This window comes from Streptomyces sp. MMG1533, from assembly GCF_001279775.1.
In the GTDB taxonomy this organism is placed as follows: domain Bacteria; phylum Actinomycetota; class Actinomycetes; order Streptomycetales; family Streptomycetaceae; genus Streptomyces.
The window spans coordinates 84,885-110,483 of record NZ_LGDG01000156.1 but is presented as its reverse complement, the minus strand read 5'-3'; the positions used below and the strand labels follow the sequence as shown (position 1 = coordinate 110,483).

Annotated in this window: 20 protein-coding genes, 1 tRNA gene and 2 pseudogenes; 16 read left to right on the top strand and 7 right to left on the bottom strand. The window is 71.4% G+C overall.

The window, feature by feature from the left end; translation table 11 throughout:
* The first annotated feature begins 15 nt into the window (after positions 1-15).
* The 3 genes and pseudogenes from ADK57_RS17040 to ADK57_RS47440 form a co-directional block, all read left to right on the top strand.
* Positions 16-846: a hypothetical protein gene (locus ADK57_RS17040; protein WP_234390229.1), complete on the top strand. Its 831-nt coding sequence runs from the start codon at positions 16-18 to the stop codon at positions 844-846.
* Between the two features lie 111 nt (positions 847-957).
* Positions 958-1,815 carry a hypothetical protein gene (locus ADK57_RS17035; protein WP_053750315.1) on the top strand — a complete coding sequence of 286 codons (858 nt, stop codon included), beginning with the start codon at positions 958-960 and terminating at the stop codon, positions 1,813-1,815.
* Between the two features lie 284 nt (positions 1,816-2,099).
* A pseudogene (locus ADK57_RS47440) lies at positions 2,100-2,318 on the top strand (site-specific integrase); the annotation flags it as partial.
* Positions 2,319-3,276: 958 nt separating this feature from the next.
* Here the strand turns inward: ADK57_RS47440 and ADK57_RS17025 are convergent.
* Positions 3,277-3,349 (bottom strand) — tRNA-Arg (locus tag ADK57_RS17025).
* Between the two features lie 324 nt (positions 3,350-3,673).
* On the opposite strand from ADK57_RS17025, the gene ADK57_RS17020 reads away from it, so the two are divergent.
* The 4 genes from ADK57_RS17020 to ADK57_RS17005 all read left to right on the top strand — a co-directional run bounded on the left by ADK57_RS17020 (position 3,674) and on the right by ADK57_RS17005 (position 9,807).
* Positions 3,674-5,281: a dynamin family protein gene (locus ADK57_RS17020; protein WP_053750313.1), complete on the top strand. Its 1,608-nt coding sequence runs from the start codon at positions 3,674-3,676 to the stop codon at positions 5,279-5,281.
* Between the two features lie 3 nt (positions 5,282-5,284).
* Positions 5,285-7,417 (top strand): GTPase, encoded by a 2,133-nt coding sequence (locus ADK57_RS17015; protein WP_053750312.1) that lies wholly within the window; start codon positions 5,285-5,287, stop codon positions 7,415-7,417.
* 255 nt (positions 7,418-7,672) lie between these two features.
* Positions 7,673-8,137 (top strand): single-stranded DNA-binding protein, encoded by a 465-nt coding sequence (locus ADK57_RS17010; RefSeq protein ID WP_053750311.1) that lies wholly within the window; start codon positions 7,673-7,675, stop codon positions 8,135-8,137.
* A 260-nt stretch (positions 8,138-8,397) separates the two neighbouring features.
* Positions 8,398-9,807: a Cys-Gln thioester bond-forming surface protein gene (locus tag ADK57_RS17005; RefSeq protein ID WP_078973173.1), complete on the top strand. Its 1,410-nt coding sequence runs from the start codon at positions 8,398-8,400 to the stop codon at positions 9,805-9,807.
* Between the two features lie 12 nt (positions 9,808-9,819).
* Here the strand turns inward: ADK57_RS17005 and ADK57_RS17000 are convergent, their stop codons facing one another.
* The 5 genes from ADK57_RS17000 to ADK57_RS16985 form a co-directional block, all read right to left on the bottom strand.
* Positions 9,820-10,215: a pyridoxamine 5'-phosphate oxidase family protein gene (locus ADK57_RS17000; protein ID WP_053750309.1), complete on the bottom strand. Its 396-nt coding sequence runs from the start codon at positions 10,213-10,215 to the stop codon at positions 9,820-9,822.
* Between the two features lie 187 nt (positions 10,216-10,402).
* On the bottom strand, positions 10,403-11,269 hold the full coding sequence (locus tag ADK57_RS16995; RefSeq protein ID WP_053750308.1) for a tyrosinase family protein: 867 nt from the start codon (positions 11,267-11,269) through the stop codon (positions 10,403-10,405).
* The gene (locus tag ADK57_RS47430; protein WP_053750307.1) at positions 11,253-11,666 is read right to left on the bottom strand and encodes a tyrosinase family oxidase copper chaperone; all 414 of its coding nucleotides are present in this window, start codon (positions 11,664-11,666) and stop codon (positions 11,253-11,255) included. The genes ADK57_RS16995 and ADK57_RS47430 overlap by 17 nt, the downstream gene beginning before the upstream one ends.
* A 161-nt stretch (positions 11,667-11,827) precedes the next feature.
* Positions 11,828-12,112 carry a DUF5949 family protein gene (locus ADK57_RS50460; RefSeq protein ID WP_199830606.1) on the bottom strand — a complete coding sequence of 95 codons (285 nt, stop codon included), beginning with the start codon at positions 12,110-12,112 and terminating at the stop codon, positions 11,828-11,830.
* A 528-nt stretch (positions 12,113-12,640) separates the two neighbouring features.
* Positions 12,641-12,922: a hypothetical protein gene (locus tag ADK57_RS16985; protein WP_053750306.1), complete on the bottom strand. Its 282-nt coding sequence runs from the start codon at positions 12,920-12,922 to the stop codon at positions 12,641-12,643.
* A gap of 497 nt (positions 12,923-13,419) precedes the next feature.
* Here ADK57_RS16985 and ADK57_RS16980 point away from each other — a divergent pair, with 497 nt between their 5' ends.
* From ADK57_RS16980 to ADK57_RS16940, 9 genes and pseudogenes are all read left to right on the top strand, one after another.
* Positions 13,420-14,568 carry a DUF3344 domain-containing protein gene (locus ADK57_RS16980; RefSeq protein ID WP_053750305.1) on the top strand — a complete coding sequence of 383 codons (1,149 nt, stop codon included), beginning with the start codon at positions 13,420-13,422 and terminating at the stop codon, positions 14,566-14,568.
* Positions 14,569-14,618: 50 nt separating this feature from the next.
* The gene (locus ADK57_RS16975) at positions 14,619-15,800 is read left to right on the top strand and encodes a glycosyltransferase (protein WP_053750304.1); all 1,182 of its coding nucleotides are present in this window, start codon (positions 14,619-14,621) and stop codon (positions 15,798-15,800) included.
* Positions 15,797-17,218, top strand: a complete 1,422-nt coding sequence (locus ADK57_RS16970) for an exopolysaccharide biosynthesis polyprenyl glycosylphosphotransferase (RefSeq protein WP_053750303.1) — start codon at positions 15,797-15,799, stop codon at positions 17,216-17,218. Before ADK57_RS16975 ends, ADK57_RS16970 begins: the two co-directional genes overlap by 4 nt.
* Positions 17,219-17,223: 5 nt before the next feature.
* On the top strand, positions 17,224-18,588 hold the full coding sequence (locus ADK57_RS16965; protein ID WP_107091567.1) for an O-antigen ligase family protein: 1,365 nt from the start codon (positions 17,224-17,226) through the stop codon (positions 18,586-18,588).
* The gene (locus ADK57_RS16960) at positions 18,585-20,453 is read left to right on the top strand and encodes a lipid II flippase MurJ (RefSeq protein WP_053750302.1); all 1,869 of its coding nucleotides are present in this window, start codon (positions 18,585-18,587) and stop codon (positions 20,451-20,453) included. The genes ADK57_RS16965 and ADK57_RS16960 overlap by 4 nt, the downstream gene beginning before the upstream one ends.
* Complete coding sequence (locus ADK57_RS16955; RefSeq protein ID WP_053750301.1) at positions 20,437-21,201, top strand: polysaccharide deacetylase family protein; 765 nt, start codon at positions 20,437-20,439, stop codon at positions 21,199-21,201. Before ADK57_RS16960 ends, ADK57_RS16955 begins: the two co-directional genes overlap by 17 nt.
* Before the next feature lie 2 nt (positions 21,202-21,203).
* Positions 21,204-22,355, top strand: coding sequence for a glycosyltransferase (locus tag ADK57_RS16950; RefSeq protein WP_053750300.1), 1,152 nt, complete (start codon positions 21,204-21,206; stop codon positions 22,353-22,355).
* Positions 22,352-23,011, top strand: coding sequence for a hypothetical protein (locus ADK57_RS16945; protein ID WP_053750299.1), 660 nt, complete (start codon positions 22,352-22,354; stop codon positions 23,009-23,011). Before ADK57_RS16950 ends, ADK57_RS16945 begins: the two co-directional genes overlap by 4 nt.
* A gap of 2 nt (positions 23,012-23,013) precedes the next feature.
* Positions 23,014-24,105: pseudogene (locus ADK57_RS16940) on the top strand (GNAT family N-acetyltransferase); the annotation flags it as partial.
* Positions 24,106-24,140: 35 nt separating this feature from the next.
* Here ADK57_RS16940 and ADK57_RS16935 read toward each other — a convergent pair.
* Positions 24,141-25,481 carry a glycoside hydrolase family 26 protein gene (locus tag ADK57_RS16935; RefSeq protein ID WP_053750298.1) on the bottom strand — a complete coding sequence of 447 codons (1,341 nt, stop codon included), beginning with the start codon at positions 25,479-25,481 and terminating at the stop codon, positions 24,141-24,143.
* Between the last annotated feature and the right edge of the window lie 118 nt (positions 25,482-25,599).

Below are 25,599 nucleotides of genomic sequence, written 5' to 3'. Positions count from 1 at the left end.
CCGAAAGACTCCGTCGTGCCGGTCGTCGCGGCCCTCGCCGTGGCCGTCCTGCTCACCGGGGGTTGTTCGAGCACCCGGGGCACCTCCCTTTCCGGGGATCCGTCCGAGAGCGCGACAGGGGTGTCCGAGTCGCCGAGCCCTTCGCCGACCCCCTCTCTCACTCCGCCGTATCCGACCGGGGCGTCCGGCTGCCACGACAACAAGGGGTGGACGGCCGAGGAATCCAAGGACTGGGTCCGGCTCGTCGTCGACACGCCCAAGGAGAACTACGAGGACGACGAGGTGAAGGTTGTCAGCCTGCCGGGGTACAGCGGCCCGCTCTGCCGGAAGATCACCGTGCAGGTCGAGTTCTGGAAACTGGTGTACGGAGTCGCGAATGGCGCCGACGGCGATCGGCTCTCGGACGGGACCCGACCCGACTACTACTTCGACATCCGCCGGGTGAAGCGCGTCGAACTCCATACGGACGCGAGCGTCGAGCAGAAGATCGCTCTGCCCGCGTCCCTCTACGCGACGGACCGCAGCCCCTGCGAGGGCGCCCTCCTCTCGATCACCGTGGGCAAGCCGCTGACGAGCAAGGAACTGCCCAAGGAGGTCGAGATCGGCGGCGGCGTGGACCCCTGGGGTCGCGCCACGGTGGACTTCCGGTCGAAGCGGGTCGCCGACCACGAACTGTCCGAGCCCACGGCACCGCAGGTGTGCAGCCCGGACGGCAAACCCACCGCCGACCCGGCCGATGTACCCACACCGGGCTCCCAGCCGACGGACCTCTACCCGACGGACCTCTACCCGACGCCCGACTACAGCTTCGACATCGACGACGTGCTCCGCTCTCCCACGCCCTGAGCCCCCTCTGCGGGTCCGCGCGGGGCACCGACCGACCTCTTCACCACATCAACAGGCCCTGCCACGAGAACAGTTCGGCAGGGCCGCCCGACCTCTTCCTGGGAAAATCACATGCGTATACACACCGCGACCACTGTCGTTTCCGGGGCCGTCGTCCTCTCGGCGCTCGTTCTTCCGGGTGCCGCCCAGGCAGCGGAGCACCCTGGGGCGGCGACGGATCTCAGAGCCTTCGCCTCGCAGAGTGTCCAGCCGAAGGACGCGCTGGGCGGCACCACGTTCAAGGACGGAGTCGTCAACAACGGCAAAGACATCGTTCTCGGCGTCACGGGCAAGAAGGCCGTTCCCGTCACGTTCACCGCCTTCGACGAGGAGGGCGTAGCCATCACCCAGGCCTTCCTGTGGCAGGGCACCGACAGTTCGAGCACGGACACCATCACCGGCGGCCTGGAGTCGGACGACTACCCCACCTGCACGGAGACGCCGGTCCAGAACGGCTACAGCTACAGCTGCAGGACGGTCTTCACCATCGACCCCGCGGTCGCCTTCAAGGACGGCAACGGCACCGCGGGGACCTGGAAACTCTTCCTGGGCGCCTACGACCTCTACGCGAACGCCAGTTACGACGACGACGTCGCCAGGACCAAGATCAAGCGTGCCGCCAAGCTGACCGCCAACGCCTCCCCCGAGCCGGTGAAGAAGGGCAGGACCATCACGGTCACCGGCAAGCTGAGCCGCGCCAACTGGACCACGGGCAAGTACGCGGGATACGCGAGCCAGCCGGTGCGGTTGCAGTTCCGCAAGAAGAACAGCAACACCTACACCACCCTCAAGACGGTCAAGACCAGCAGCACCGGCGCCCTGAGCACCACCACCCAGGCCGGCTCCGACGGCTACTACCGCTTCGTCTTCGCCGGCACCACCACGACCGGCACCGCGACGGCGCCCGGCGACTTCGTCGACGTCAGGTAGGCGGCTTCCCGGCAGCCACTGACAGAGGTCGGCGTAGCGGCCTCGGGGGATTGATTGCGACCCGTACGCTTCCGGCGCGTGGGCCTGCTCCCTTCACCCATCACTCACCCCGGCTCCCACGTGGAGCGGGCGTGGTTCATGGCGTCCAGGTGGAGCGCGCCACTGTACGAACGACCTGGACGCCATGGGCCGCGTCTGCTCGGCTCTGCCTGGGTCGATGGCGGACGGGATGGGAGCCCCCAACGCACACCACTACGGGCCCGCAGTCGGGAACGGCGCCCCCTCGGGCTCGGCGCGCCAAGCTCCGGGTCATCCCGCTCCGGAATACCCGGCACACATGCAGCTCGCTCCTGGTCGCACTCAAAGTGCACCCGAAGGTGGCTCAGCGCATCCTCCGGCACTCGCAGATCGCCATGACGATGGAGGTCTACGCCGAAGCGAGCGAGGAGGAGGTACGCGCCGCGATCGGCCGGCTGTCCGACGCCATGGGCGGTACCGGTTGACGCGGTTGCTGTACTTCGCTGCTGTACCGCCACCTCAGGGCCTCATCCTTGCCAGGTCGATCACGGGGAGACCGACGGTGACCAACCGGCCGAAGTCCTCGGCTGATCCTTCGCCGGAGTTCAGCGTCGGCCGCCGGTGTCCGCCTCTGTTGGTGTCAGCCGTTGATGTCAGCCACGGCAGAGGCCTTGACGAACTCCGCCAAGGCCGCGCCGCAGAGACGGCGCGCGCCCGCGCCATGCGCGGGCCTTGATCAACCCTGAGCAGTCGGCGGCACTCCTCGACTGGATTCGTCGTCGTCCGCGCGGAGGCAAGCGACTCCACGCCTTCTTCGCCACGCTGTACTACTGCGGGCTCCGCCCTGAGGAAGCCATAGCCATGCGCGTAAAGGACGTGCTGCTGCCCGGGCCCTCACTCGCAAGCTCCGGCAGCACGTCGAGGATGAGGGGCTCAAGCCAGGTGGCCTTCTGTTTCAAGGTGGAACGGGCGGCATCCTCGCAGGATCGGTCATCCGTCGTGGGCACCGGTCGGCACGCAAGTGGTCCTGCCTCTGCACGAGTTCGACTCACCGCTTGGCAGGCGCGTCTACGACTGGCGGAGTACACGTCTGACCAAGTGGCTCAACGACGGGATCCCGCCTGCCCAAGTGGCAGAGTGGGCGGGCAGCAGCGTCCCCGTGTCGTTGGCTACGTACGCTCGCTGTGCCGAAGGGCAACTTCCCGATCTGAAGAGGCGCCTCGAAGCCGCCGGAGAGCTCCCCGAGCCGTCCGACGCTGGTTGAACTTCCGGCCAAAATCTTCGACACGCATTCGACACGGCCACCCGCGAAAACCCGCAGCCGGCAGGACAGCCCCGGGGCCCTCCCTTGATCATCAGGGGAGGGCCCCGGGGCTTCGTCGTGTCGGACGGTACCCGCCCTGAGCAGCAAAAACGCCCTCCCGAAGGAGGGCGGAGACTGTGCGCCCCCGGCAGGACTCGAACCTGCGGCCAAGCGCTTAGAAGGCGCCTGCTCTATCCACTGAGCTACGGGGGCCGGGTGTGGTGGCCTCTGTCGTGGGTGTGCCCGGGTGTGGGCCGTTCCGTGACGTTGCCGGGGACAAGGATAGGGCTCCCGCGTCCTTGTCCCTGTTGCTTCGCCTCCGTGGCTCGATGTGGAGGTTCAGTGAAGCGGTCCTGATAATCGCAGGCAGGTGCGAATCGTGCATCGCTTTTGGCTACTTGCGCATCGGGTGTTGTGTACTCGTTATGCCTGGGCTGTGCCCGTGTCCCAGTCGTCCCTTCCGTCCCTTGTGTCCTATCGGCGCGCAGACATGCTCATATGCTTCAGAATTCCCCTGAAATTGGGCATTCTTCGCATGTGGTGACCTTGGACGTACGGCCTCAGCTGCTCGACGCACTCTCCGCCCTGCGCGACCGTGTCGCCGCCGCACGCTTCCCGCTACCCCTTGCGGGGGCTCCACGCGCGCGTGCCAACCGCGACGAACTGCTCGCCCAGCTCGACGACTATCTGGTGCCCCGGTTGAGAGACCCCGAAGCGCCGCTGCTCGCCGTCATCGGGGGATCCACCGGCGCCGGCAAGTCGACGCTCCTCAACTCGCTCGTCGGGCGACGGGTCAGCGAGGCGGGCGTGTTGCGGCCGACCACCCGGACCCCCGTGCTGGTCTGCCATCCGGAGGATCATCACTGGTTCAGCGGGATGCGCGTACTGCCCGATCTCACGCGCGTGTGGGTGCCCCACCAGGAACCGGCGGACGAACTCCTGCTGCCCGGCGAGGACCCCGCGCGCGTGCTGCGCATCGAGACCGTCGACACCCTCCCGCCCGGCCTCGCCCTCCTCGACGCGCCCGACGTCGACTCCCTCGTCGCCGACAACCGCGTCCTCGCCGCCGAACTGATCTGCGCGGCCGACATCTGGGTCATGGTCACCACGGCGGCCCGGTACGCCGACGCCGTGCCCTGGCATCTGCTGCGCACCGCCAAGGAGTACGACGTCACGCTGGTCACCGTGCTCGACCGGGTGCCCCACCAGGTCGTCTCCGAGGTCTCGCGGCAGTACGGCGCGCTGCTCACCAAGGCCGGACTCGGCGCCCTGCCCCGCTTCACCGTGCCCGAGTTGCCGGAGTCGGCGTGGGGCGGCGGGCTCCTGCCGAGCACCGCGGTGGCGCCACTGCGGACCTGGCTCCTGCATCAGGCGCAGGACCCGGCGGCCCGGCAGCACACGCTGGCACGTACCGCGTACGGCGTCCTCGACTCGCTCAAGGCCCGGCTGCCCGAGCTGGCGAGCGCCGCCGCCGCGCAGCACGCGGCCGCGCTGCGGCTCACAGCCGCCGTCGACGGGGCGTACGACAGCGAGTACTCGCGTGTACGGGGCCGTCTGCAGGCGGGTGCCGTGCTCGCCGGCGACGCCCTGAAGCGCTGGCGGGCCTTCCCGCTCGACTGCACTGCCGAGGAGCTCCTCGACGCCCTCGTGGAGAGCCTCGGCGCCCTCCTGCTGTGCGCCGTCACCGCCGCCGACGAGCGCGTCGACGAGGCCTGGCGGCGTGAACCGGCCGCCGGCGCCCCGGAGCTGACCGACCGTGGCCCGTCCACGGAGAGCGCCGAGCACCGCATCGGACTCGCCGTACGGCGATGGCGGCGGGAGCTCCACGAGTACGCCGAGGAGGAGGTGGGCCATCTCGACCGGAGCGTCGCGCCCGACCCCGAGGTGGTCGCCGCCCTCGTCGCCGCCACGCTGCTGGGTGGCCGCCGGGCACGGTCGGCCGGCGAGGGGCTCGCCGAGCGGATCGGCGCGCACGGCGCACTGCGGCTGCGCGACCGCGGCGGACGGCTGCTCACCGACCACCTCAACCGCATCATGCACAGCGAACGCGAGCGCCGCCTCGCCCCGCTCGACGCCCTCGACGTCCACCCCGAACCGCAGGCCGAACTCATCGCCGCGCTGTCCGTACTGCAGAAGGAGAGGTGACCGGTGACCGCCGTCACAGACCAGGACCACACGGACCACACGGAGCACGCGGGCCACACTGAGCACGCGGGTCACACAGAGGATGCGGACCACACAGAGCGCACATTCCACACGGACAACACGGAAACCACGGAAAACACGGAGCACGCCGACGACGGGGATGAAGCGGGTTCTCAGGACGAGCGTCCTGAGAACACCGTCTCCGAAGGGGGCACGCCCGAGAACGACCAACCTGTAGAAGCCGATTCGGACGGCGGCGCCACAGAGGACGAGCTCGCCGGCGACGCAGCCCCCGAGGAATCCGATCAGCCCGGTGAGCCCGGCGAGCCCGAGGTGCCGACGGCGTCCGATGTGCCCTCCAGCGACCGGCACGCGCGCGTGAAGGACGGCGAGTCCTCAAGTCGTACGGGCGCGTCTGGTCGTACGGACTCCGACGGGGCCTGGGACGACGGGCTCATCGCGCGAAGGGTCAGCGAGGAGACCAGCGCGCAGCATGTCTCCGTCGTGGAGACCAGGCCGTCGCATCCGCAGGCCGTGCCCCAGCTGGCGTACGACGGACCCCTGCGGTCGCGGCTCGACGCACTGCGCGAACTGGTGGGGCTGTCCCGTACGCGGCTCGACAGCAGGACCCTTGCAGAGGCCGGCCGGGTTCTCGACGAGGCGGCCGCGCGGCGGCGGCTGTCGGGGGAGCACACCGTCGTCGCCATCGCGGGCGCGACCGGCAGCGGCAAGTCGCAGCTGTTCAACACGCTCGCCGGGGTGAACATCTCGGAGACGGGCGTACGGCGGCCCACCACCGCCGCGCCCATCGCGTGCAGTTGGAGCGACGGCGCGGCCACCCTCATCGACCGGCTCGGCATCCCGGGACGGCTGCGGCGGCGCCCGGTGCAGAGCGTCGAGGCGGAGGCGCAGCTGCGCGGGCTCGTCCTGGTGGACCTGCCCGACCACGACTCGGCCGCCGTGCAGCACCGCGAGCAGGTGGACCGGGTGCTGGCGCTCGTCGACGCGGTGATCTGGGTCGTCGATCCGGAGAAGTACGCCGACGCCGTCCTCCACGAACGCTATCTGCGGCCCATGGCGGGGCACGCGGAGGTCATGTTCGTCGTCCTCAACCAGATCGACCGGCTGCCCGGGGAGGCCACCGAGCAGGTCCTCGACGACCTGCGGCGGCTGCTCGACGAGGACGGGATCGCGCTCGGCGAGCACGGCGAACCGGGCGCCACCGTGCTCGCGCTGTCCGCGCTCACCGGGGACGGCATCGGTGAACTTCGGGAGGCGCTCGGCCAGTTCGTGACGGAGCGCGGGGCCGCGGCCCGGCGTATCGCGGCCGATGTGGACGCCGCCGGCTGGCGGCTGCGGCCCGTCTACGCGACCGGCCGGCGGACCGGCCTCAGCGAGGAGGCGCGGGATGAGTTCGCCGACCGGATCGCGGAGGCGGTGGGCGCCACCGCGGCGGGCGAGGCGGCCGAGCGTGCGTGGCTGCGCAACGCCAACCGCGCGTGCGGGACGCCCTGGCTGCGGCTTTGGCGGTGGTACCAGGACCGGTTCGAACCTCCCACCGGACGGCTGCCGCTGCGCGCCCAGGCCGACGAGGAGGCCACGGCCCGCCAGCGGGTCGAGCAGGCCGTACGGACGCTGGCCGACCGGGCGTCGGCCGGGCTGCCCGCGCCCTGGGCACAGGCGGTGCGCGAGGCCGCCGTACGCGGTGCGCAGGGGCTCCCCGAGGCGCTGGACGAGCTGGCGGCGCGGGCGGGACTGCCGCCGGGCCGCCCGCCGCGGCCGGGCTGGTGGCCGACGGCGGTGCTCGCCCAGGCGTCCATGACGATCCTTCAGGTCATCGGCGGACTCTGGCTGTTGGGGCAGATCATCGGGTTCATGTCGCCGAACCTGGGCGTGCCGGTGCTCCTGATGGTGGCCGGAATCATCGGTGGCCCGCTGGTCGAGTGGAGCTCTCGGATGGCGGCGCGGGGGCCCGCGCGGCGGTACGGCCTGGAGGCGGAGCGGCGGCTCAGAGAGGCGTCCGCCGGGTGCGGGCGGGCGTGGGTGCTGGATCCGGTGGCGGCGGAGCTGCTGCGGTACCGGGAGGTGCGGGAGCAGTACGGACGGGTCATGGGGGTGGCCGCCGCCGCACGGTGATCCCGGCTCGGAGCCTGATGCCGGGGGTGGCTCGGGATGGTTCGGGGCGGTTCAGGGTGCCTTGGGGTGCCTCGGGGCGGGGCCTCGGGGCGGGGTCCCTCGTTCGGGTGGCGGAGTTTTCCACAGCCGGGCTGTGGTCCACAGCGCTCAGCGGGCTCGGCCCGACGGAGGCAGTCTGGCTCCGCGGCGATCGCGACGGACGCGGTCGGCACGGATCCGCCCGGCGTGAGTGGCCGGGTGAGGGAGGGGTTCGAGATGAACGAGACGGTCATCTGCGCGGTGGGCAACGTGGCGACGCGGCCGGTGTTCCGGGAGCTGGCGTCGGGTGCGTCGGCGCGCTTCCGGCTGGCGGTGACCTCGCGGTACTGGGATCGCGAGAAGAGCATGTGGACCGACGGCCACACCAACTTCTTCACGGTGTGGGCCAACCGGCAGCTCGCCACCAACGTGACGGCGTCGCTCGACGTGGGCGACCCCGTCGTCGTGCAGGGCAGGCTGAAGGTGCGCTCGGACGTACGCGAGGGGCAGAGCTGGACGTCGGCCGACATCGACGCGCTGGCGATCGGCCACGATCTCGCGCGCGGCACCTCGGCCTTCCGGCGTACGCCCAGGCCGGAGGCGGGGGCCGCCGGCGCCCCGGCGCAGCCCGAACCCAACTGGGAGACACCACCTGTGGAGCCGGATCCTCAACGGCAGCCGGAGCCAGCCACGGTGACGTGACGTCAGTCACCGACTGGCACTGACCGAACTGCGGCTTATCGGCGAATGCATGCCGAACGGCCCCAGTGGATTTGTCGATAAGCCCTGTTCGGGTGCGGTCCTGGCGATAACGATTCCGAGTCGGATCGGTTGACCGACAGCATCCCCGGGAAGCGCGGTGCGCCAGGTACCTAGGATGCCGAGCGTAGCTCTCGGGGTTTCTGTTTCTGCTGGTGGGACCGCGCCCCCACGTCAACGGGTCCTGCTCGAAGGGGAATTCTGTGTTTTCTTCGTTCTCTGCGCTGTCGGTGCGCAGGCGAGGCGTGGCCCGCCTTGCCGCCGCCACGCTGATGTCCGGGCTCCTCGCCGCCGGTGTGCTCGCCGGTGCGGGCACGGCATCCGCCGACGAGACGGCGCAGAACCAGGGCGGGGCGACGGCGACCATAGGTGGCCTGAAGACGTACGGCGATGCCGTCATCCACGACGAGGCCGGGGACCTGACGGTGTCGGCGGGCCTGTTCGAGATGTCCGTCGAGGGCGGCGGCACCCTGCAGACCTACTGCATCGACCTGCACAACCCGACGCAGCGGGACGCCAAGTACCACGAGACCCCGTGGAGTGGCACCTCGCTCGGCGCCAACAAGGCCGCAGGCAAGATCCGTTGGATCCTGCAGAACTCCTACCCGCAGGTCAACGATCTCGCGGCGCTCGCGGCAGCGGCCGGGGTGCACGGCGGCCTCACCGAGGAGGACGCGGCGGCCGGCACCCAGGTGGCCATCTGGCGCTACTCGGACGGCGCGAACGTCGACGCAGTCGACCCGCAGGCCGAGAAGCTCGCGGACCATCTCGAAAAGAGCGCCCGGAACGTGGCGGAGCCCGAGGCGTCCCTGACGCTCGACCCGCCCGCCGTCTCCGGTCGCCCCGGTGAGCTGCTCGGCCCGGTCACGGTGCACACCAACGCGGCCGGCGTGACGGTGACGCCGCCGGCGGACGCCGCCACCAGCGGGGTACGGATCGTGGGCAAGGACGGCAAGGCCATCACCTCCGCGGCGGACGGCAGCCAGCTGTTCATCGACGTGCCCGAGGACGCGGCGGCCGGCTCGGCCGAGCTGACCGTGCAGGCATCCACCACCGTGCCGGTCGGCCGCGCCTTCACCTCCGAGAGCCGCAGCCAGACGCAGATCCTGGCCGGCTCCAGCGAGTCGACGGTCTCCGCGACGGCAAGCGCGACCTGGGCGAAGCAGGGCGCGATACCCGCCCTGTCCGCGGCGAAGAACTGCGCCGAGGGCGGCCTGGACATCACCGCGGCCAACGTGGGTGACGAGGCCTTCGCCTTCGAGCTCATGGGGATCGAGCACAGCATCCCGGCGGGCGAGTCCCGGACGGTGACGATCCCGCTCCAGGAGGACCAGGCCTACGACTTCACGATCACGGGCCCGGGCGGTCTCGCGCAGCGCTTCACCGGCGTCCTCGACTGCCGGACGCAGAGCAGCGCGACCGGCGACACCACCCAGACCCTCAGCGAGCCCAGCCCCGCCACGGAGGGCGTCACCACAGCCGACGTCAACCTCGCCGAAACCGGCAGCTCCAACGCGACCCCGATGATCGCCGGCACGGCCATCGCCCTCGTGGTGATCGGTGGCGCGGCACTGCTGCTGGTGGGCAGGAAGAAGACGCCGACGCAGGACTAGGGGCGCCGACGATCACTGAGCCGCGCCGGCGAGCAGCCAGCGCCGTACGGCAACCTCGACGAGAACACGGTCTCCGCCCGGCCTGTGCGGGGCGGAGACATCCCATCCGTCGTACTTCGCGGCGAAGGCGTCCGTGATCTCCTGCGGGTACGGCCCGCGACGCAGCACCGCGTCTCCCTCGGCCACGACGGGAAGCCGCCCGTCCTCCAGGGCCAGGGAGACCCGCGAGTACCTCTCGAGATTGCGGACCTTGACCGACCCGCCGTCCGCACCGAACCACCAGCTGCCCTGACGGAAGACGAACCAGACCGGAGCCACATGGGGAGACCCGTCCGGGCGGACGGTGCACAGCCACACGTTCCTCTCCCCGGCCAGACGGTCGAGGACGGCGGCCTGGAGCGGAGGCATGGGATCACTCCTGCCGTCAGGCTTCCGGAAGATCAAACGTCTCCGCCGCGGAGCGGAAGCCGTCCTGTTCCGGCAAGGCTCGGTTGATGAGGGCGACGAAGTCGGAGAGAGCAGTCCCGGACGGGGTGCCATCCTCGTTGACGCTGCCCAGTTCATGTTCCCACGCAATCAAACGTGGTCGTGGCTGTTACGCGTACCGGTAGATGGAGCTGTGGTCCTCCAGTTCGTCCGGAGTCACGTCCCACGGCGGCATCTTCTCGTGCCGCGCGACGATCCGGCCGCGCTGGGCGTTCCCCGGGCCCGGCGGCTTCGCGGGGAGATAGCGGGCGTTTCGATGCCGCCGCTGCCAGCGCGACCACACGAGGTCGACGAAGGCATGGTGAATCCAGAAGACGGGGTCGTTGACGGAGGCGCCGGTCGCCATGTGGCCACCGACCCATCGGTGGACCCGGTTGTGGTTGAGCCACGACGCGGGGCCGTCCCCCTTCCCCCACCCCTCCAGCTTGTTGCGGAACCCTTTGGTGGACGTCGAGTTCCAGGGGGCCGTGTCGTAGACCGGATCCGCCAGGGCCTTCTCCAGATCCCTGGCTCTGGGCAGGGCGATGGGTTTCCGTGAGCGGCCCAGGTCGCGCATGAGGTACTCAGCGTCGGTGAACCCCTCTTTGATGGTCCACTTGCCGTGGCGGTAGGCGAAGGGGCCGGTCATGACCTGCCGGTCGGAACGCCGCCCGGTGCCACCGAGCAGGTCCTCGGTCCACGGTACGGCCGTCGAGGTGCGGTTGCGCGTCCAGTCCCAGTACGGCACGGTCACCGACTCGTCCACGCGGCGCAGCGCCCGCTCCATGTCCAGCAGCAACCTGCGGTGCCACGGCAGGAAGGAGGGCGTCATGTGGGACGCGCGCAGGCCGCCCTCGCCGTCGGGAACGAAGTACTGGATGTGCATGCGCACGAACTCGTCGTACTCACCGCGGCGTTTGACCTCGATGAGCGCGGCGACGAACCGGCGCCGCTCGGAGGGGGTCAGCGTGCTGACGTCCTTACGCGTGTACACCATGGCGATGATCCCCCTGTGTCACCTGACCACCGCTGGGCGTACCGCTGTCGCCCATGCGGTTGCCGCTTCCGTCCCACAGGCCCAGCCGTGTGGTGGAGCCGAGTTCGTCCACAGCGGCGCGCGCCGCGGCGAGCGGTGTCGGATACGACTGGTAGTGGTCGATCATGGTCATCCAACTGCCGTCCACGCGACGCATCAGGTGCAGTGGCCGCCCGTCCACGGTGACGTGCCACGCGCCGGAGGCGTCGTCTCCCTGCCGCCCTGCGTCGTCTCTGACGCCGAGGATGCGCAGTCCGCGATACGTCTCGCCGAACCGCGTCTCCTCCGGCGAGCCCAACGCGGCCAGGGCCGGCGCGAGCGCCACCCCGGCCGCCGATCCGAACAGTCCCCGCAGCACCAGCCTCCGCCTGGTGGACCGTTTGTGTTTGACGACGGGCGACGGGCATGGGGCTGCGGCCGACGACAAGGCGTCGACCGCTTGCGCCGGAGAGCCGACGGCGGCCCTCGCGGAGTGGGCCGCGGAACTCGCCGAGTCAGCAGCGCTGTTCACCGATTCGGTCACGGCTTCCCCCGGACCGGCCCTCGACGACTGCGCACCGGCCATGGCGCGCAGGGTGGTTGCGAGCGGTCGACGAAGGCATCGCCGACCGACGGGACGCTGTCGCTCAACGGCATCTCGCCGGCGCTCGACGTGGGCTTCGAGTCTTCGCAGCCGTCCTTGGGAGAGGGGGCGAGGAGGTAGGCCATGTCACCGTCGAGAGCTTCGCCGCTCGATGCCGGGACGACGGGCGTGCCCGGGTCGTCGGCTCGCAAAGGGCGCGTTTCGCTGGTGGTTGAGGTCACCGCGGCACCCTACAGACATACCGGAACAGACTCGGACGTTCTCTCACCCGAACGGACCACCCGCGTCGACAAGACCACACGAACGAGCGGTTCACAGCTCGGCGGGTGGTGCGCCTGGACGACGGGATGGGCAACGGTGGTGGGACAACCGAAGCCGTGATCGCCTCGGCTCCCAGCGTCGGTTGGGACCGGTGCGGGCGAGCACGGGCATCCGGGCAGGGCATTTCTCACCACCTCCCACGAGCCCCCGGGCGCCCCGGAAATCCCCTCGCGTCGGGGATTCCGGGGCCGCATGGAATCTCACGCTTGCCACACGCCGCCGCCAGCAGCGGGCCCCACTGTTGCCGCCGACGCGCGATACGCCCGAGCGCCGCAGGGGTACGCCGCAGGGGTACGAGGATCGACGGAGAGCTCCGGCCGCGCAGAGGGCCGACTCCGCACGGCGCGGAATCGGCCCTCTTCGAAGTACCACCAGGGATTGCCGGCAGCTGGATCAGGAAGCGGCGGCCATCTCGTCCGGGGTAGTCGTCAGCCCTGCAGCGGCAGGCCGCCCACCAGCGGGGTGCCCTTGTTCAGGGCGGTGGCCGAGCGATTCACTGCCTTCAGCAGCGACTCCTTCTTCTTCTTGACGTCGAGCGCATCCGACGACTGGAGCGGCTCGACGTGGACGGGCCCGTTGTCGAGGACGGTCACTGCGTCCTTGAGGCTCTCTTGCGCCACGCCGGTAGCACTGAGGGCGAACGCTGGCGCGGCGGCACCGGCGATGACCAGGGACCCGGTAAGGACAGCGGCAGCCTTCAGAGACTTCATCGTGTTCCTTTCTTCGGCAACGTGAGTAGCCGGAGAGAATTTCTGACGCCGTGCACAACGAGCGCCGACCGGTCCGGAAACCCTGCATACGGCAGATGGCCGAGTCCTCATATGAGATCTCTGAAAGATATGACTCTCGACGTCGGGGACGCGGGACGAGAAAGGACGGAAAGGGAACAGCTCTCGCGCCGGCACCGCACTCGACCTGCCTTGCCCAGGGCAGCCGGCACGGTCCCCCCTGGTGGCGGGTGGGCATGAGTCCGGCGGCGGGACACGCAGCGTCGCGTCAACACGCGGCAGCTTTCCCGCGATCTACGCCGATAAGACGATTTCAAATAAGTCCGACTTACCCGGTCCAACATACTTGCCAGGTTTAACGTGATTAGGGCTTATAGCGGCTAGAGTGGCGCGCACCTCAACGCGCCCCTTCCGCGCGCACCTCGCCTTTGTGCTGCCCCTCTGACACCTCATTCTTTCCCGAAAGGGCAACTCCGGTCATGCGCAATTCCCTAGCCCCATTGGTGCGCCGCGCGACGGTGGGCGTCCTTGCCCTAGCCGGTATCTGGGCTCCCGCCGGTGCCCTGGCGGTCGCGCCTGCCGCGCCGCCCTCGCCGGAGGCGGCCCGTCTCGCATTCGCCCAGCGGTACCACGCGCTCCAGCACGGCGGCATCGTCCGCGCGGCCAACGTCTCCATCAACTGCCGTATGCCAAAGGCGGTCCGCGGGTCTCGGCTGTCGACGGCGCGTTCCTGCCCGCCCGCGCGCGCGGGCGCGACCGGAGTGAACGGCGACTTCGACATGAGCTACGTCGATGTCGACAAGGACCCGAACACCTACAACTCCTCCCGCGCGGAGGTCCGTCTGCCCAAGGGCTCGCGGGTCAGCTACGCCCGGCTGTACTGGGGCGGCAACCTGCGCGTCGGCGAGCAGAAGCCGCCCAAGGACAACGGGCGGGTGCTGGTCGCCGAACCAGGCGGGAAGTACCGGCAGGTCCTCGCGGACACGGTCGTCGGCCACCGCGTGGCTCATGGTGCGGACGCCTTCCAGGCCTCGGCGGACGTCACGAGGCTGGTTCGGCAGAGCGGGCGGGGTCTGTACACCGTGGCGCAGGTCAACGTGGCGAAGGGCAGGTCGGCGGCCGGCGCGTGGGGTGGCTGGACGCTGGTGGTGGCGTACGAGAACGCGGCGAAGCCGCTGCGGCACCTCGCGGTCTGGGACGGCTTCGACGCACTGAAGTCCGGGGCGGGGCAAGAGATCCTGTTGCGCGGGCTGCGTTTCCCGGCGGGCGCGGGCGGCCGTGCGGGCCTGGTGACGTACGACGGCGACCGCGGCGCAACCGGTGACACCCTCACCCTCACGACCACCCGCACCCACTCCGCCCTTCCGGCCCGCCGCACCACGGTCACCTCCCTCACCAACTCTGCCAACCCCCGCGACGACATCCTGAACTCCACGATCAGCGACCCCGGGACGGCCCGGCCGCAGCGCGTCCCGGCGTACGCCCGGACCCTCGGCTACGACTCCGATGTGTTCAGCCTCGGAACAGGCTTGCGGTACGGCGGCGACCAGCTGGCCTTCCGGTTCGTTTCGCGGCGGGACGTGGCTTGGGCCGGCGTGCTTTTCGTCGCCGTCGACGCCCGGCAGTGAGGCGTGTTCCTCCCCGTTCCGAGTGCCGGCGTGAGTTGAGGACATCGCACATGCATGCGTCACCGTCCGACCCTCGGCCGCGCGTCCTGCACCTCACCCAGCCGGTGAACGGGGGGGTCGCCCGGGTCGTGACGGACCTGGTACGGGCACAACTCGCGGCCGGTCTGGCCGTCACGGTGGTCTGCCCCGACGGCGCGCTCACCACCGAACTCCGGCCGCTGGGCGCGGACGTACGGCACTGGCACGCGACACGGTCACCGGGTCCGTCGCTCGTGCGGGAGGTACGACACCTCGTCCGTGTGATCGACGAGGTGCGCCCCCATCTGGTGCACGCGCACAGCGCGAAGGCCGGGCTCGCCGGGCGGCTCGCCGTGCGGGGGCGCATCCCCACCGTGTTCCAGCCTCACGCCTGGTCGTTCGAGGCCGTCGGCGGGGCCACCTCGGCGCTCGCGCTGGCGTGGGAGCGGTGGGGTGCGCGTTGGGCCTCCCTCCTGGTGTGCGTGAGCGAGGCGGAGCACACGACCGGCGTGCGCGCCGGGATCAGTGGGCGGTGGAGTGTCATCCCCAACGGCATCGACCCGCAGCGCTTCCATCCCGCCCCCGCCGGCACCGTACGGGCCGGACTGGGCCCGTTGCGCGAGGTCGATCCCGACGCGCCGCTCGTCGTCTGCGTAGGGCGGCTGTGCCGGCAGAAGGGGCAGGACGTCCTGCTGACGGCGTGGAGGTCCGTCGCCCGCTGGGTGCCCGGCGCGCGTCTCGTCCTGGTCGGCGACGGTCCGGACCGCGACCGGCTGCGGGCGCGGGCGCCGAGGTCCGTGCTGTTCGCGGGAGCCGTCGCCGACGCGGCCCCCTGGTACCAGGCCGCCGATCTCGTCGTTCTGCCGTCCCGTTGGGAAGGCATGGCACTGGCCCCGCTGGAAGCGATGGCCTGCGGGCAGCCCGTGGTGGTCACCGACGTCGACGGTGCCCGCGAGAGCCTGCCTCCCACGCTCGCCGCCCGCTGCCTGGTCCCGCCCGAGAACCCGGCGGTGCTGGCCGGGGCCGTCACCGAACTGCTGCTCGACCCGCTGCTGCGCGCGTCGCTCGGCCACCAGGGGCGCCGGTACGTCCTGTCCTCGCACGACGTGAGGCACACCGCCGAGGCGGTCGTGGACGTCTATCGCGACCTGATCAGCCTGCGGCCCGCACCACGCGTCGCGCCCCCAGAGCATAGGGAGTCCATCCACTCGTGACCGCGGAAAGCACCCTCTCCTCCCCCGGCACACAGGCCCGGGACCACGGATTCTCGCCCGTCTCGGTCATGCCGCCGCGCGGCGCCGTCCCGGTACGGTTCACCGCGCCCAGGCCGCCCGCGCGGCCGGCCTCGCCGATGCCCCTGCTCGTCGCGGACGCATCGGCCGCCCTGCTGGGCGCCCTGACTCTGACCGGGACTCAGTTCCGTCCGCTCGCGCCGGCCCTGCTGGTGGCCGTGTCGCTGCTGCTGCGTCCGCACCGCGCACGACCGCCGGTGCCGGGGATCCTGGACGAACTGCCCGCCGTATGTGGCCGGACCGCGGTGGCCTGGCTGACGCTCGCGGCGCTGGTGGCGGCGTACCGGCCGGACCACGCGCTGTCCGTCCGCGCCCTGCTGGTGGGCTTCGCCGTGCAGGCGGCGGCGAGTTGCGCGCTGCGCGGCACCGTGCACGCGAGGTGGCGCGCGGCGCTGCTGCGCCACCCGCACACCGCGCTCGTCATCGGCCCGGCGGCGACCGCGCAGCGCGTGGCCGCCGCCGTGCTGCGGCATCCGCAGTGCGGGGTGCGGCCAGTGGGGATCGTGGCCGAACGGCAGGACGGCGCCGAGGGCCTGCCGGTGCTGACGACCGGTGAGGAGGTCGAGCGGGCGGTGGTACAGAACGGCGTGCGCGCGGTACTGACCGTCCACCCCTCGGTGCGGGCCCAGCAGGGTCCGTTGCTGCGCGCGCTGGCCGAGGGGGGCTGCGTGGTGTGGGAGCTCGACGAGTCTCCGTCGTATGCGGCGCAGGAGCGGCTGGCCGGGTTCTCCTGCCGGCGCCTGGAACTGTCCGCGACGCGCCGTGGCAGCGCGGCCAAGCGGACGCTCGACATCCTTGTGTCGGGGACGCTGCTGCTGCTGGTCAGTCCTCTGTTGCTGGTCTGCGCGGTGGCGCTGCGGATCAGCGAGGGGCCGGGCGTGGTGTTCCGGCAGGAGCGCATCGGCAAGGGCGGAAAACCCTTCACCCTGCTGAAGTTCCGCACGCACCGCCCGGTCGACGAGCACGAGGCGGCGACCCGGTGGAGCGTGGCGAACGAACACGAGATGCGCGGGTTCTGCCGCATGCTGCGGCGCACCTCGCTCGACGAGCTGCTCCAGCTGTGGAACGTGCTCCGGGGTGACATGAGCCTGGTCGGGCCGCGGCCCGAACGCGCCTACTTCGTCGCGCAGTTCAGCCGTACCCACCCCGGCTACGCGGCTCGTCACCGCTTGCGGACCGGCATCACCGGCCTCTCCCAGATCCATGGGCTGCGCGGCGACACGTCCATCGAGGACCGCTGCCGCTTCGACAACGTCTACATCGACGACTGGTCACTGTGGCAGGACGTGTGCATCCTGTTGCGCACGGCGGCCACGCTCGTGCGTCCGACGGGGAGCTGAGAGCCGTGAGCCTGGCACTGACGCCGCTCGCGCGCCGGGGCACCCTCCTGACGCCGGTCCTGCCCGTGGTGGCCGTGCTCGCCCTGCTGGCGCTGCCGCTGCCCACGAGCGGCGACGGCGGCCCGGGTCCCGCCGATGCGGTGTCCGGGCTCGTGGTGCTGTACTGCGCGATCCGCCTCGTACGGGACCGGCGGCGCACCTTGTCGCGTACGGCCGCCGTGGTGCTGGGCCTGCCGGTCGTCGGGCTGGCCGTCGCCGCCACGGGGGCGTACTCGCCCGGGGCCGGGATCGCCGGAATGGGCCGGTATCTGCAGATCTTCGTGCTGGTCCCGGCGGCGGTCCTGCTGCTGATCCGCGACCGGGGTGACTTCCGGCTGCTGACCTGGTCGTTAGTGGGGCTCGCGCTCGTGCAGGGTGCCCTCGGAGTGCACCAGTACGTCAGCCGTACCGGCGCGTCCTATCAGGGCGAGCCGATCCGGGCGGTCGGAACGTTCGGGCCGCAGGACGTGATGGGCATGGCAACGGTGGTCTCCGTCGGCCTGGTGTGCGCGCTGGGCCTCGCGCTCGGGCGGACGTCCGTACGGCAGCGGGGAGTCGCCGTCCTGTGCGCGCCGGCGCTGCTGCTGCCGCTCGCGCTGTCCTTCAGCCGGGGCGCGTGGATCGCGACGGCCGTCACCTGCGCGGTGCAACTGGTGCTGGCCGGGCTGCGCCGCGCGCTCAAGGTGGCTGCGGCCGTGGTCGCCGCGGGCGTGGTCCTGGTGGGCGGTTTCGGTGTCGGCACGGCGGTGCTGCAGGAGCGGATCAACAGCATCGGGCAGGTCACCGACGCCCCCGACCAGTCCGTCGTCGACCGGTACACGATGTGGGCGGCCGCGACCGACATGTGGCGCGAACACCCGCTGACCGGCGTCGGGTTGAAGGGCTTTCCCGAATACCGCGACGGGTACGCCTCGCCGGCCCTGTCGTCGAGCAGCGACACGGAGGGCGCGGGGTCCGCGTACCGAAGGCAGCCGCTGCTGTCGCCGCACAGCATGTATCTGCTGGTGCTGAGCGAACAGGGCCTGATCGGGCTGCTGGCACTCGCGGGGGGCTGGCTGGCGCTGCTGGTGTGCGGGCTGCGGGCGGTGGTGCGGGCACGCGGGCCGGGGGCGCACGGCCTCGACTGCGCGCTCGTCGCCTGTGGGGTGCTGGTCTGGCAGCTCACCGACTTCGTGTACGCCGACATCGGCGGCCCCTCCACCGTGCTGACCGCCGTGTGCTTCGGGCTGGTGGCGTGGTGGGCGCTGGCCGGGAGCGGCGAGGCGGAGGCCGTGACGCCGGTTCCGGTCGGCGGAGGCACCGGGAGCACGGAGAAGGCCGTGGCACGATGACCGTGACGCCGCCGCGGACTCCGCAGGCTCCCGGTCGCGGGACCGACTGGGCGGCCGTACCCGCGGCACGGGCCGCCGCAAAGGCCCTGGACGGCACCGACCTCGCCGCGGTCACCCGGAAATTCCTCGCCAAGGCCACCCTGATCACTGCGTCGCTGTCGGTCGCGGGGGCGCTGCTCGGCCTGGTGCGGGACCAGACGCTGGCCCAGTTCTTCGGGGCCGGCAGCGAGACGGACGCCTTTCTGGTGGCGTGGACCGTACCGGAGTTCGCCGCCACGCTGCTCATCGAGGACGGGCTGGCCTTCGCTCTGATCCCGGCGTTCAGCTTCGCCCTGGTCCGGCGCGCTCAAGGTGCCTCCGGCGACCCGGTCCGCTCCCTGGTCGCCAGCACCCTGCCCCGCCTGTCCCTCTGCTTCGTCGCCGTGTCCGCGCTCATCATCGGCGTGGCCCCCTACCTGGTCGAGGCCCTGGCACCCGGCCTGCCCGATCCCCGCCTGGCCGCCGACTGCACCCGGTTGACGGCGACCTGTGTACTGAGTTTCGGTCTCGCCGGGTACTGCAGCGCGGCCCTGCGGGCGCATCGCCGCTTCCTGCCGCCCGCCACGATCTACGTGGCCTACAACGTCGGCATCATCGCCACGATGTTCCTGCTCGGCGGGCGTTGGGGCGTGCGATCGGCGGCGGCCGGAGTGGCGGTGGGCGGCTGCCTGATGGTGGCGGCTCAACTGCCGCCCCTGTGGCGGCAGCTGAGGAGTCACCCGGCCGCCTCCAGCGGTGTCCGGGTCGAGGCACCCCCGAAGAACCTCGCCCTGATCAGTGCCGTTCTCGTCTTCGCCATGTGCCGCCAGTCCCAGGTCCTGATCGAACGCTTCCTCGCTTCCGCCCTTCCCGCCGGGACCATCTCGCACCTCAATTACGCGCAGAAGGTGGCCCAGATCCCGATGACGCTCTCGCTGATGCTGTGCACGGTCACCTTCCCGGTGGTGGCGCAGGCACTGGCCGACGGCGACACCGAACGGGCCCGCGCCCGCGTCGAGCGGGACTTGGCGCTGGCTTCCTGCATGGTGCTCGTCGGCGCGGCCACGGTGATCGCCTGCGCCCCACAGATCATCGCGATCCTCTTCCAACGGGGCGCGTTCACCGCACAGGACACGGTGGTGACGGCGGGCGTCATGCGGGTGTACGCCCTCGGGCTGCTCGGCCAGACCCTGGTCGGGGTCCTGATCCGCTCGTACTTCTCGGCGGGGCGGCCCACCTGGTATCCGACCGGCGCGATGGCCGCGGGCGTCGCGGCGACCTTCTGGATCGGGCAGGCGACGGTGAACTCCTGGGGCGTGTCGGGGATCGCCGCCGCGAACGCCGTCGGCATCACCGTCACGGCCGCCCTGCTGCTCCTCGGCTCCTGGGGCGTGTCGGGGGTCGCCGCCGCGAACGCCGTCGGTATCACCGTCACGACCGCCCTGCTGCTCGTCGGCCCTCCGGACAAGACGAAGGGGCAGGACGGCGCCAGGACCGTCGGGGGAACGCTCGGGCCCCGAGCGCCGAGCACGGTCGCCGCCCCGACACAGCCCGTGGCATCGCGTGGGCCCGCCGCGCGGTACGGCAGCTCGCGGGTCCCGATCCGTTCCCGGCAGGTGCTGTCCGAACTGAGCAGGCCGGTACTGGCGGCGGGGGTCGCGACGGCGGCGGGGGCGTTCGCCGCGAGCGGGCCGGAATCCCAGGTGATGGGCCTCGCGGTCGGCTGCGTGACCGTTGGCACCGTCTTTCTCGTGCTCGGACGGGCCCTTGGCGCCCAGGGCTGCACGTCCGCGCTTCATTCCGTACGTACCGTCACACGAAGGCTGAGGCATGGCCGCTCCAGTTGAATCCACCGGTACCGGCAGACTCCCCACGGCGCGGCCCGGGCCGGTCCCGTGGGTGGCGATGTACCACTCCGTGGGCGACTGCTCCGACGACCCGTACCGCATCACCGTCGCACCCGAGCGGCTGGAGTCGCAGCTGGCCTGGCTGCGCCGGCGCGGGCTGCGCGGCGTCTGCCTGCGCGAGCTGTTCGCCGCCCGTGCCCGGGGCGAGGGGCGGCGCCTGGTCGGTCTCACCTTCGACGACGGATACGCCGACTTCCTCGAGCACGCGCTCCCGGCGCTGCACCGCTGGAACTTCGGTGCCACCCTCTTCGTCCTGCCCGGACGGCTCGGCGGCGTCAACTCCTGGGACGCGCTCGGTCCGCGCAAGCCGCTGCTGACCGCGGACGGCATCCGGCGCGCGGCCTTCGAGGGCGTGGAGATCGGCTCGCACGGGCTGACGCACGTCGATCTCACCCGGGCCGACGACGTCACCCTGAAGGCCGAGGTCGCCGACAGCAGGTCCCGTCTGGCGGAGTTGACCGGTGCGCCGGTCGACGGCTTCTGCTACCCGTACGGCACGGTCGACGAGCGCGCCGTCGCCGCCGTACGCGCAGCCGGGTACGCCTACGCCTGCGCCATCGACCCCGGCCCTCTGACCGGCCCGCACGCACTCCCCCGGCTGCACATCGGCCAGAACGACACAGCCTGGCGGCTGCACCTCAAGCACAAGCTGCACCGGCTGCGCCGGCGCCCCGTGGAGGGCGTGTGACCATGAAGGCTTTGCACATCATCACCGGTCTCGGTGCCGGCGGCGCCGAACAGCAGCTCCGTCTGCTGCTGCGGCACCTCACCGTCGACTGCGAGGTGGTGGCCCTGACCAACCCGGGCACGGTCGCCGACGGGCTGATCGCCGACGGTGTCCGCGTCCACCACCTCGGCATGGACGGCAACCGCGACCTGTCCGCGCTGCCCCGCCTGGTCCGCCTGATCCGCGCGGGCGGCTACGACCTGGTGCACACCCACCTCTATCGCGCCTGCGTCTACGGCCGGCTCGCCGCCCGCCTGGCAGGCGTCCGCGCCGTGATCGCCACCGAGCACTCCCTCGGCGACACCCAGATGGAAGGCCGGAAGCTGACAGCGGGCGTCCGCGCGCTCTACCTGGCCAGCGAGCGCCTCGGCTCCGCCACGGTCGCCGTCTCCCCCGCGGTCGCCGACCGCCTCAGACGCTGGGGCGTGCCCTCCCCACGCATCGAGGTCGTCCCCAACGGCATCGACGTGACCCGTTTCCGCTTCGACCCGTCCCGGCGTCACCACACGCGCCGACGCCTCGGCCTGCCGGAGGACGCCTATGTCATCGGCGGGATCGGTCGGCTCTGCGCGGGCAAGCGCTTCGACGTCCTCATCCAGGCGATGACCCGCCTGCCGGACGACCACTGGCTGCTGCTGGTCGGTGGCGGCCCGGAGGAGAGCGTCCTGCGCCGCACGGCTCAGGCGGCCGGCGTGGCCGACCGCGTCCTGTTCACCGGCGAACGCCCCTACGTCCCCGACGGCTCCCCCGGCCCCGACCTGCCCGCCCTCACCTTCGCCATGGACCTGCTCGCCTCCCCGTGCCCGGAGGAGTCCTTCGGGCTGGCGGTCGTGGAGGCCCTGGCGTCCGGGCTGCCCGTGCTCTACGCCTCCTGCCCGGCGATCGATGACCTGTCCCCGCAGGCCACCTCCGGTGCCCGGCGGGTTCGGGGCGGTCCGGAGGCGTACGCCCGTGCCGTGGCCGGGGTGCGCGCGGCCGGCCCGCGGCCGCGTACGGCCCCGGACGCCGCCCACCGCTACCACATCACCCGCAGCGCCGCCCGGCTCATGGACGTGTACGCGACGGTGCTGTCCAGCTCATTGCCCCCCTCACCCCAGGGAGCCAGTTCGTCATGACCGACAACCACGCCCGCCACCACCGGCAGCCCGGCCGCCTGGCCCGCGTCGGCGGCCTGCGGCCCTGGTCGCTGCTCGCGGCCGGCGCACTCGCCGGCGGCCTGCTCGGCGGCGCCTACGGGACGCTCAGGGCCCCGATCTACACGGCGACCAGTTATGTCGTCGCCGTACCGACCGAGAAGTCCGACCCGGCCTCCGCACTCGGCTTCGCACAGGCGTACGGCCGTGCCGCCACGCAGCTCGCGGTGCTCGGGGAGGCGCAGGTGTGGGCGGGAGTGCCGGTCCCGACGCTGCGGCGGAGCGTGCGGACGGCAACCTCGCCGGACGCGCCGATGGTCGCCGTCTCGGCCACCTCCCCGCGCCCCCACCTCGCCGCCGACATGGCCAACGCGGTCACCCGCGCGCTGACCCGGCACGCGAACGCGACCAAGGCCAGCACCCACGTCGAACTCCTGCAGTTCTCACGGGCGGTGGTGCCGACCGACCCGACGTCCGCGTCACCGGCGGTGACCGGTCTGGTCGGCTTGAGCGCGGGCGGCCTGCTCGGCGGTCTGGCGCTGCTCGTACGGCCGAGGCGGACCGGAGACGACCACCCCGCCCGCCCCGCCTCGGTGCCCGGCCCGACCCCCGCCGCCGACGTGCACGGCCAGCTGTGACGGTGAGGTACACGACGGAACTCGTCACCGACGCACGCGCCTTCGCCGAGGTGGCCCCGGACTGGGGGCGGCTGTACGAGCGGTGCGCCACGGCGACCCCGTTCCAGAACCACGCCTGGCTGCACTCGTGGTGGCTGTCGTACGGCAGGCCCGGCCGGCTGCGGCTGGTGCTGGTGCGCGAGGGCGCCGAACTCGTGGCCGCCGCGCCCCTGATGCTCCGGCGCGCCCCGGTGCCCACACTCGTACCGCTCGGCGGGCCCATCTCCGACTACGGGGACGTCCTCATCGACGGCGAGCGGGCGGACCGGGCGGCCACCGCGCTCGCCGAGGCGCTGTCGGCCGCCGCCCGCACCGCGCTGATCGACTTCCGCGAGGTGCGGCCGGGCGGTGCTGCCGAGCACGTCTACGACCGCTGGAGCGGGCCGCGCCGCCGGATGCGGGACTCGCTGTGCCTGGAGCTGCCCGCCGTGCCCATGGACGAGCTGTTGTCCCGGCTGCCGTCCGGCAAGGCCCAGCGGACCCGCGCCAAGCTGCGCAAGCTGAGGTCGCTCGGCGTGGAGCGGCACGTGGTGGCGCCGGACCAGGTCGGCGCGGCACTTTCGCGGCTGCTCGAACTGCACCGGCTGCAGTGGCAGGGCCGGAGGATGACGTCGGAGCACCTGCAGACACGCTTCTGCGAGCATCTGGTGCGCTCCGTGGGACCGATGGTGCGCTCCGGCGACGCGGTGGTCACCGAGTTCCGGCTCGACGACGACGTGGTGGCCGTGGACCTCACCCTGCTGTCGCGCGGGCTCGCGGGCGGCTACCTGTACGGCGCCCATCCGCGCCTGCGGGAACGCAAGGCGGATGTGGCGGTGATGCTCCTCGACGCGTGCGCCCAGCACACAGGCATCGGCGGGCTGGGCACTTTGAGCCTGCTGCGCGGCAACGAGTCCTACAAGCACCACTGGCGCCCCGAACCCGTCTCCAACCAGCGGCTGTTGCTGGCCCGGCGACGCACGGCTCCGCTGATGTCGGCGGTGGTCGGTGACGTGGCCGCGCGCCGGCGGGGCAAGGAGTTGCTGCGTCGCTTCCGGGAGCGGATCGGTGACGGCGGGCCCGTCTCGGGACCCACCGTCACCGGCGACCGTTATCCGGTCCGCGACCACCTGTCGAGACGCAAGCACACCTTCCGGCCGAGCCAGGACTCGAACCAGTCGCTGAAGCGCACCGGCGAGCAGGTGGTCGGGCGCAACGGTGCGGGAGGTGCGGTGGGCACGGGCAGCGGCGCCGGTTCGCCGGTGCCACCGGAGAGGGCGGACCGGTAGACCCGGGACGACTCGGGGTTCGTCGGGCACTGCCAGACACCGTGCGGACAGTAGTCGGTCAGCGTGTTGTACAGCGGCTTGTGCTCATCGATCCAGGCGAGCATCCGCCGCATGTATTCGGCGTTGTCACCATTGCGGAAGAGCCCCCATTCCGGAAAGGAAATAGGCTTGTTGTGGGATCCAGCGAAGTCCACGTGTGCTTGAAGTCCGTAGGGCTCCCGCACCTGTTCGTCGAACGGCATTCCTCGCGGCTGGTCGTACGCGTCCATGCCGATGATGTCGACGGTGTCGTCCCCCGGATAACACTCCGTCCAGGGAACGGCGTCCCGGCCGCGGCTCGGCGTGAAGTCGAACCGGAATTCCTGGCCCGGCACCGAACGCATGGCGGCGACGATGTTGTTCCAGTACTTCTTCCAGGCCTCCGGGTCGGGCCCGCAGCGGTGGGTGTACGTCGTGCCGTTCATCTCCCAGCCGGGCACCAGGATCGTGTCCGGCACCTTCAACGCCACCAGCCGTTCGGCGAGGGCGCGGAAGTGCTGATCGAAGTGTCCGGCAGCGCCCTGCCGCAGCAGCCAACGGACCTCGTCATCGGAGACCCCCTCCTCGTTGCGCTCCAGCATGGGCACGTTGAGGACGAACATCCGGTCGTCCTTCGCCCTGCGCCAGCGCGCCCACCCGTCGAGGAAGCCGGGAGCGCCCTCGATGTTGCTCCAGCGGTCGCCGGGCAGGTAGGTGTGGCCGACGCGCAGGTCGGCGCCACCCAGCCAGCGGCTGAATCTCGTCATACCCAACACGCCCGGGATTCCGGAGTCGATGAAGACACCGAAGGCAGGGCTCTCCTTGCCGGGCGCCGGCGCCGAGGTGGTCGGCCCGGTGACGGAAGAGGTCGACGGGGCCGGCTGCGGCTGCGTGAGGAGGGGCGGGGTCGTGGGGATCGTGGGGGCCTGGGTGATCGCGGGCACCTGCGGTGGCAGCGGCGTGGCCGATGCGGTCAGCGCGGGCGCTGTCGGCGCCGGGGAGACCGGAGCTGGAGCGGGAGGATCGGCGAAGGGCGGCGTCCCCGCCGCGGAGCCGGCGCCGGACGCCAGCACGGCCGAGAGGGCGACTGCCGCGGCGACGACCGTCAGCCCCCTGGTCCGGGCCCGGCGATGCTTTGGAACCATGCCTGCTCCTCTCCCTGCTCTCTTGCTGTCTTTTGTCGTTGTTCTTCTTATGCCGTTGTTCTTCTTATGCCGCTGATTTCCTTCTGCCTTGCCCTTCGCGCTCCTGACACCCAGTCAC